General features: G+C 71.9%; 4 protein-coding genes. All 4 read right to left on the bottom strand.

The window, feature by feature from the left end; translation table 11 throughout:
• Nucleotides 1-34: 34 nt before the first annotated feature.
• Nucleotides 35-1,399: an FAD-dependent oxidoreductase gene (locus H4N64_RS22630; RefSeq protein ID WP_186284236.1), complete on the bottom strand. Its 1,365-nt coding sequence runs from the start codon at nt 1,397-1,399 to the stop codon at nt 35-37.
• A 162-nt stretch (nt 1,400-1,561) separates the two neighbouring features.
• Nucleotides 1,562-2,335: a chitosanase gene (locus H4N64_RS22625; RefSeq protein WP_260859883.1), complete on the bottom strand. Its 774-nt coding sequence runs from the start codon at nt 2,333-2,335 to the stop codon at nt 1,562-1,564.
• Nucleotides 2,336-2,494: 159 nt separating this feature from the next.
• On the bottom strand, nt 2,495-5,158 hold the full coding sequence (locus tag H4N64_RS22620) for a SpoIIE family protein phosphatase (protein WP_260859872.1): 2,664 nt from the start codon (nt 5,156-5,158) through the stop codon (nt 2,495-2,497).
• A gap of 178 nt (nt 5,159-5,336) precedes the next feature.
• Entirely contained in the window at nt 5,337-7,838 is a 2,502-nt protein-coding gene (locus H4N64_RS22615) for a SpoIIE family protein phosphatase (protein WP_186284233.1), read from the bottom strand.
• Nucleotides 7,839-8,083: the final 245 nt, after the last annotated feature.

The raw sequence follows: 8,083 nt of genomic DNA, 5'->3' as shown, positions 1-8,083 counted from the left end.
GAGCACTCCGGCCGGGCCCTTCGCGCGGTCAGGTTCAGGCGCCGCTCTCGCGGAGCATGTCCTCGCGCTCCACGATCTTCACCCGTTCACGGCCCTGCGGCTCGCCCAGTGCCTTCTCGGCGGCGTCCAGCTTGTACCAGCCCTCCCAGGTGGTGAAGCGGATCTCGCGCTCGGTGAGGAACGCCTCCACGGCCTCCGGGGCGGGCGCGTCCGGGGTCTGGAGGCGGCCGCTCGCGAAGTCGTCCAGCAGGTTCGCGACCGTCTCGTTGGCGTCACCCTTGGTGTGGCCGATGAGGCCCACCGGGCCGCGCCGGATCCAGCCGGTGACGTACGTCGAATCGAGGTGCTCGCCGGTCTCCTGCATGACCCGGCCGCCCTCGTCCGGAACGGTGCCCGAGTCGATGTCCCAGGGCAGCTTGGGGAGCTTGTCGGAGAGGTAGCCGACAGCACGGTAGACCGCGCTGACGTCCCAGTCCTTGAACTCGCCGGTGCCCTTGACGTTGCCGGTGCCGTCCAGCTCCGTGCGCTCGGTGCGCAGGCCCACGACCTTGCCGTCCTCGCCGAGGATCTCCACCGGCGACTCGAAGAAGTGCAGGAACAGCTTGTGCGGGCGGTCGCCGACGTCGCGGATCGCCCAGTTCTCCAGCGTCTTGGCGACCATGTCGACCTGCTTGTTGGAGCGGCGCTGCTCGATGGAGCCCTCGTCGTAGTCGATGTCCTCGGGGTTGACGATGACCTCGATGTTGGGGGAGTGGTCGAGCTCGCGCAGCTCCATCGGGGAGAACTTCGCCTGCGCCGGGCCGCGGCGGCCGAAGACGTGGATCTCCACGGCCTTGTTGGCCTTGAGGCCGTCGTAGACGTTCGGCGGGATCTCGGTCGGCAGCAGCTCGTCCGCGGTCTTGGCGAGGATCCGGGAGATGTCGAGCGCCACGTTGCCCACGCCCAGGACGGCGACCTTCTCCGCATCGAGTGGCCAGGTGCGCGGCACGTCCGGGTGGCCGTCGTACCAGGACGCGAAGTCCGCGGCGCCGTAGGAGCCGTCGAGCTCGACGCCGGGGATCCTCAGCTCGCGGTCGGCCATCGCGCCGGTGGAGAAGACCACCGCGTCGTAGAAGGCGCGCAGGTCGTCGAGGTGCACGTCGGAGCCGTAGTTCACATTGCCGAAGAGGCGGACCTGCGGCTTGTCGAGTACCTGGTGCAGGGCCGTGATGATGCCCTTGATGCGCGGGTGGTCGGGGGCGACGCCGTAACGGATCAGACCGAACGGGGCCGGCATGCGCTCGAAGATGTCGATGGAGACACCGGGCTCGGCGGCCACATCGGACTTGAGCAGCGCGTCGGCGGCGTAGATCCCGGCGGGGCCGGCTCCGACAATGGCTACCCGCAGGGGGCGGGGCATGATCAGGTTCCCTTCGAGCGATGACAAGCAACTCGACGGGAAGCCTAAGCTAAGGCAACCCTAAGTCGGTACGCGGGTCCGGTCTATGAGCTCATAAGCCTGACTTATGGGTTCTCAAAGTCGCACGGGAGCCCGGGTTGCGGGCCCCCGTGCGGGCGAGGCTCAGTCGATGTGGTAGCTGTCCCCGTACACCTTCCAGTCCAGCGGGGTCGCGAGGTCGAGGTTGCCCGCGCGCAGGAAGACCCGCTGGGCCGTGTCGACCCGGCTGGTGTCGCTGTGCGCCTCCTCCTGCTTCATCGCCCACACTCGGGCATCCAGGAAGGCGTGCAGGTACCGCACCTCGTCGCCGCCCTGCGCCGGCGGCCGTGCGCTCTGCAACGCCCGCCTGCGGATGCTGCCGAAACTGGCGCTGTCGGAGCCGTCGCCGTGCATGACCAGGGCGTCGTAGTACGCGAACTGTCCGAGCACACGCAGTCCGTCCGCCTTGCCCTGCCGTACGGCCGGGTTGAAGTAGACCCGGTCGCGTTCGTCGTTCTGTGCCTGCTGGAAGGCGCGGTCCCGCGCGGCCCTGCGCCAGTCCCGCGGATAGTACGGGTCGAGCCCCTCGTGCGAGTCGGAGCCGTCGACCTCCCGCAGCGCGGGCAGGTATCCGGCGAGCACATTGCCGGGCCTGCGGTCGGTGTAGAGCTCGACGAGGTCGAGCATGTCGCCGGTGCCGGAGCAGAAGCCGATGATCCCGGCGGTGTAGCCGCGGCCGTCGCCGATGTCCTCGATGTACTTGTACTGCGCCTTCCAGTCGAGCGAGGAGTTCTCCGCGCTCGACACGAGCTTCATGGCGATCTCCTTCTTCGCCGGGTCGTCGAGGCCGGGCGCCCGGACGGCGCCCGCCCGCGGAGCGTTGAGCAGGGGGATCGCGGTGGCCGAGACGCCGATCATGGCGAGCAGGGTACGGCGAGTGGGGTGCCTCACGGGAGCTCCAAGTGATGGTGGGGGGTGGGTAGTTGGAGGTACGTGGCACTGATAGGAAGGTTTACTATCAGATGTGGAGGGCGTTGCCCACCCGTCGCGTCACAACTGGCGGGGACGAACCCCGGGTCACGGCCGCGGCTGCTCCGCCCAGATCACCTTGCCGGCCGGTGTGTACCGGGTGCCCCAGCGCTCGGCGAGCTGCGCGACCAGGAACAGGCCGCGCCCGCCCTCGTCGGTCATCGCGGCGTACCGAAGATGCGGTGAGGTGTTGCTGCTGTCGTAGACCTCGCAGATCAGCGTCCGGTCGCGCAGCACACGCACCCGGATGGGATCGCCGCCGTACCGGATGGCGTTGGTGACCAGCTCGCTCAGGATCAGTTCCGTGGTGAACGTCAGGTCGTCCAGTCCCCAGTCGGCGAGCCGGAGGCTGACCGAGGAACGCACCTTGCCGACGGCCGCCGGGTCGGACGGCACCTGCCATTCGGCGATGGCGTCGGCGGGCAGCGCCCGGGTCCGGGCCACGAGCAGCGCGATGTCGTCGCTGGGACGGTCCGGGAGGCGTGCGTCCAGCACCGTCTGGCAGGTCTCCTCGGGTGAGTCGCCCGCTCGCGCGAGGGCCGCGCGGAGCAGTTCGAGGCCCTCGTCGATGTCCCGGTCCCGGTCCTCGACAAGACCGTCGGTGTACAGCACCAGCCGGCTGCCCTCCGCGAGGTCCAACTCGGCCGTCTCGAACGGCAGTCCGCCCAGCCCGAGCGGGGGACCGGCGGGCACGTCGGGGAAGTCGACCGTGCCGTCCGGCCGGATCAGCGCGGGCGGCGGATGGCCGGCCCGGGCGACGGTGCAGCGCCGGGAGACCGGATCGTAGACCGCGTACAGACAGGTCGCGCCGGTCACCGGCGCGGTGTCTCCCTCGGCCGTCTCGTCCTGGTCGATCCGGGCGACCAACTCGTCCAGCAGCGCGAGGAGTTCCTCCGGCGGCAGGTCCAGCGCGGAGAAGTTGTGCACCGCGGTCCGCAGCCGCCCCATCGTGGCCGCCGCGTGCAGCCCGTGCCCGACGACATCTCCTACGACGAGGGCGACCCGCGCGCTGGACAGCGGCAGGACATCGAACCAGTCGCCGCCGACCCCGGCCTGGGCGGGCAGATACCGGTAGGCGATCTCCAGGGCGTTCTGCTCGGGCAGGGTACGCGGCAGCAGACTGCGCTGGAGGGTCACCGCCATGCTGTGCTCGCGGGTGTAGCGGCGGGCGTTGTCGATGGAGACCGCCGCCCGTGCGACCAGTTCCTCCGCGAGCTCCAGCTCCTCGGCGTCGAAGGGCTCCGGCTTCTGCGACCGCCAGAAGCTCACCACTCCCAGCACCAGCGCCCCGGCCCGCAACGGCACCGCGATCAGCGAGTGGATGCCGTACTCCACGACCTGCGCGGAGCGCTCCAGATCCTGCGCCTGCCAGCCGGGCGCCACGGACAGCCGCGGCTCCAGCACCACCTGCCCGTCGCGCAGCGCGCGGGCCTGCGGCGACGACTCCACGAACGAGATCTGCTCGCCCACCGGGTACAGCGGCGCGTCCTTGCGGATCCCACTGAAGGCCGTACGGCGCAGCGGGGTCACCGTCTCCGGCTGGCCGCCGCTGAGCACGGCGCCGAACAGGTCCACGGTGACGAAGTCCGCGAAGCGCGGCACGGCCACCTCGGCGAGTTCCTCGGCGGTGCGGGTCACATCCAGGCTGGTGCCGATGCCCACCCCGGCGTCGTAGATCATGCTGAGCCGTTCGCGTGCCGCCTCGGCGCGTCCGGACAGGGCGCGCAGCTCGGTGGAGTCGCGGACGGTGGCCACGCTGCCCGGCGGGCCGCCGCGCAGGTTCGTCGGCCGCTGGTTCACCGCCAGCAGCCGCTCCTTGACCAGGTGCACCTCGTCGGTGGCGACCCGGCCGGAGCCCAGCAGATCGGCGGTGTCGGGGGCGAGCCCGAGGTCGGCCACCTCCCGGCCCTCGGCGTCGGCGGGCAGGTCGAGCAGACGGTGCGCCTCGTCGTTGGCGAGCAGCAGCCGGCCCTCGTCGCCGACGATGATGACGCCCTCGCGCACCGAGTGCAGCACCGCGTCATGGTGCTCGTACATGCGGGTCATCTCGTGCGGGCCCAGGCCGTGCGTCTGGCGCAGCAGACGTCTGCTGACCAGCGCGGTGCCGCCGGTGGACAGGGCCAGCGCCACCGCGGCCGCGCTCAGGACCAGCGGCAGCTGCCGGTCGACGGTGCCGCCGACGGTCGCCGTCGTGATCCCGGCCGAGACCAGGCCGACCACGGTGCCGTCCGGATCCTTGATCGGTACGACGGCCTGCACCAGCGGGCCGATCGTGCCGGTGATCTCCTCGGTCACCACCTTGCCCTGGAGCGCGGGTTCGATGGTGCCGACGAACTGCTTGCCGATACGGTCCGGTTTGGGGTGGCTGTAGCGGATGCCGTTGGTGTTCATCACGACGATGAAGTCCACCTTGGTCGCCTCGCGGGCGGCCTCCGCACGGGGCTGGAACACCGACGAGGGGTTGGGGATTCTGAGCGTCTCACGGGTGCCGGGGGCGTTGGCGAAGGCCTCCGCGACCGCGACCGAGCGGTTACGGGCCTCGCGCGTGCTGTCGTGCCGCACCTGGAGCACCAGCGCCACCACAGCGGCCACGACCAGCAGCAGCACGATGACGACCTGAAACAGGAACACCTGCCCCGCCACACTGCGCCCACTCAACGGCGACGGGCGCCGCCGACCGTGCGGTTTCCTGGGGTGTTCGGCGTCCGGCATGCTCCCCCAGCGCACCGCCCGGGCGCGGCCGGGCGCACGATGGGTGCGCGGACCGCTGCGGCGACGGAGCGACCTGGCCCCGGATCGACCCGAGAGTCGGACCATGAGCCATGTCTACACTGCCCGACCCCAGGAGGCGAGAGGCGTCACACCCTGTGACAGGCCTTTTCCCGTGGCGTCATGTGTCACGCCGGGGTGCGGGGCGGCGGGTGGCGAGCAGCAGGGCGATGTCGTCCGGTCGGTCGGCGGTGTGTCGGGCCGCGGTGGTGAGTCGGTCGGCGACCTTGGCCAGGGACTGTCCGCCGGGGCGTCCGAACGGGGCACCGTTCTTGGCCAGCGCCACCCGAAGGGCGCCGATGCCGTCGTCGATGTCGCCGCCCGGCCGTTCCACCAGGCCGTCGGTGTACAGGGCGAGGACCGCGCCGGGGTCGATGACCAGCTCCGTCACCGGGTACTGCGCCTGGGGGTCCACGCCGAGGACCACGCCGCCGGGCAACTGGAGGGCGTGCGTACGGCCGTCCGGGCGGCGCAGCAGCGGCGGCGGATGGCCCGCCCGGGCCGCCAGGGCCACCCCGGTGACGGGGTCGAGGCGGATGTAGCAGCAGCTCGCGAACTGACCGGAGTCGATGTCGATGAGCAGCCGATTGGTACTGCTGAGCACCTCGTCCGGCGGCTGGTCCCCGAGCGCGAACGCGCGTACGGCCGTACGCAACTGGCCCATGGTGGCCGCCGCCTGCACTCCGTGCCCCTGGACATCGCCGATGACCAGCGCCAGTCCGTCCCCGGCGGCGACGACGTCGTACCAGTCCCCGCCCACCTCCATGCCCTGCGTGGCGGGCAGATAGCGTCCGGCGGTCTCCATCAGCGGGTGCGCCGAGAGCCGACGGGGGAGCAGGGCCTGCTGAAGGCCGCGTGCGAGGGCCGCCTCGTTCTCGTAGCGCTGCGCCTTCTCCATGGCGTGCGCGATCAGCCCGGCGAGCGCGGTGAGTGCGGACCGCTCCTCGGTGCTGAAGCTGCGCGGCCGGTCGAAGCCGAGGATGCAGGAGCCGACCGGCCGCCCGGAGGCGATCAGCGGCAGGAAGGCGCGGGCGCCCTCCGTGGCGTCCAGGCTGATGCCGGGGTAGGCGTCGGCGAGCTGCTGCATCGAGTCGAAGAACAGCGGCCGGCCGTTGGTCAGCGTCTCCACGCCAGGCAGGTGCTCGTCCAGCCCCACTCCCTCGAACGGGGCGAGGAACCCCTGCGGGAAGCCGCTCTCCCAGGCCAGGTACAGATGGCGTTCCTGCAACAGGTAGATCGCCAGCCGGCGCCCGCCGAACGCGGGTAGCAGCTCCCGCATGACCACCGCGGAGACCTGGCGGGCGGTGACCGCCTCGGTGAGCGCGATGGCGAGGGCGATCGGCCGGTACAGCGGCGCCATCGAGGGGGCCGCGGCCGTCTCGGCGTGCTTCTCGGCGGGCTCGGGCGGCGGTTCCGAGGGTGCCTCGGCCACCCGGTGCGCCGGACGGACCGTGCAGGTCAGCAGGTCCGGGCCCGGATGGAGCGAGAGGGCCAGCCAGTCGCCGCCGGACGGCTCGTCGACCTCGGTGCCGGGCCGTCCGACGTGGAAGTGCAGCGGCTCCGGCGACAGCAGCGCCCCGCGCAGATGGTCCTCGTAGGCGGGCTGGTTCAGCCAGGGCACGGCGTCCCACATGGGGCGGCCGAGCAGCTGCGGGCGGGGCCGCTCCAGCAGCTCGGCGGCGCGCGGATTGGCGTAGACGACGGTCCCGAGCCGGTCCAGCGCGAACACCCCCTCGGGCAGCAGATCGGCCGCGGCGTCGGCGGCGACGCCGGGCCCCGGATCGAGGACGACGCCGTGGACCGTCCGTGGCTCCTTCGGGTTGCCGTACGACCCCCAGAGCTCGACGAGCCGCAGCGCCCCGTCGGCGCCGCGCAGGTACAGCGGCAGCGGTGGCGGCCGGCCGGCGGCCGTGTCCCGCAGCGCGGCCAGCAGCGGTTGTGCGTCGTGGGGGGCCACGGCGTCGGCGAGGGCCCGCTCGCTGCCCACGCACTCCTGAGCGGTCGGCCCGAGCACGCCGCGCAGCCGTTCGTCCAGGGTCACGGCGCCGGTGGCGGGATCCCAGCTGAAGCATCCGGCCCGTCCGGAGGCGCGCAGGGCGGGCGGCCGTACGGCCAGGGGCTCGCCGTCCCACCACAGCGCGCTGTCCTCCTCACCGCTCAGCTGCCAGGCCAGTTCCTCGGCGAGCTGCGCCAGCCGTTCCCGCTCGGGCAGCAGCTCGGTGGCGTCCGCCGCGGAGGGGCGCAGCACGGTCAGCACGCCGTAGGCCGTCGAGTCGGTCGCGACCGGCACGTACAGGGAGCCGAACTGGAAGGGCAGACCGGCCGCGAACTGGGGGTAGCGGCGCATGGTCTCCGTGGCGTTGGCGAGGACCACCTCCACGCCCAGCCGATGGGCGTCGGCGACCGGGAACCGGCTGTCCACGTGCAGCCGCCACCAGGGTCTGAACAGGGGGCCCGGCAGCCCCACGAGCACCGACAGGCGCAGCAGTCCGGGCGTGCGGGAGCGCAGATAGACCCCGGCCGCCAGACCGCCGGCCGCCCTGATCGCCTCCAGCGAGGCGTCGACCAGCAACGCCGTCGGTCGCCCGGGCGTCCGCTGCGTGTCCTCGGCGCTCCCAGTCATCGGCCCCTACCTCGTCCGTGCGCCGTCGCACGGGGCGACACAGCAAGAATGCGCCACGAAGCACGCCCGGCGCACCCGGGCGGCACGAGGATCAGTCGGGAACCGCTTCGATCACCTGGAATCGCCGGTGGCCATCGCGGGGGCGGACCTGGTCCTCACGTACGGCGGGGCCCCAGGGCCTTCGGCGTCCGACCAACTGTCCACAATCATTGACACCTTGGCCAGGGTTGCATCAGGATCGGCCC

The organism is Streptomyces cupreus (genome assembly GCF_014257025.1).
Taxonomy (GTDB): Bacteria; Actinomycetota; Actinomycetes; order Streptomycetales; family Streptomycetaceae; genus Streptomyces; species Streptomyces cupreus.
This window is presented reverse-complemented; position numbering and strand designations above follow the sequence as displayed.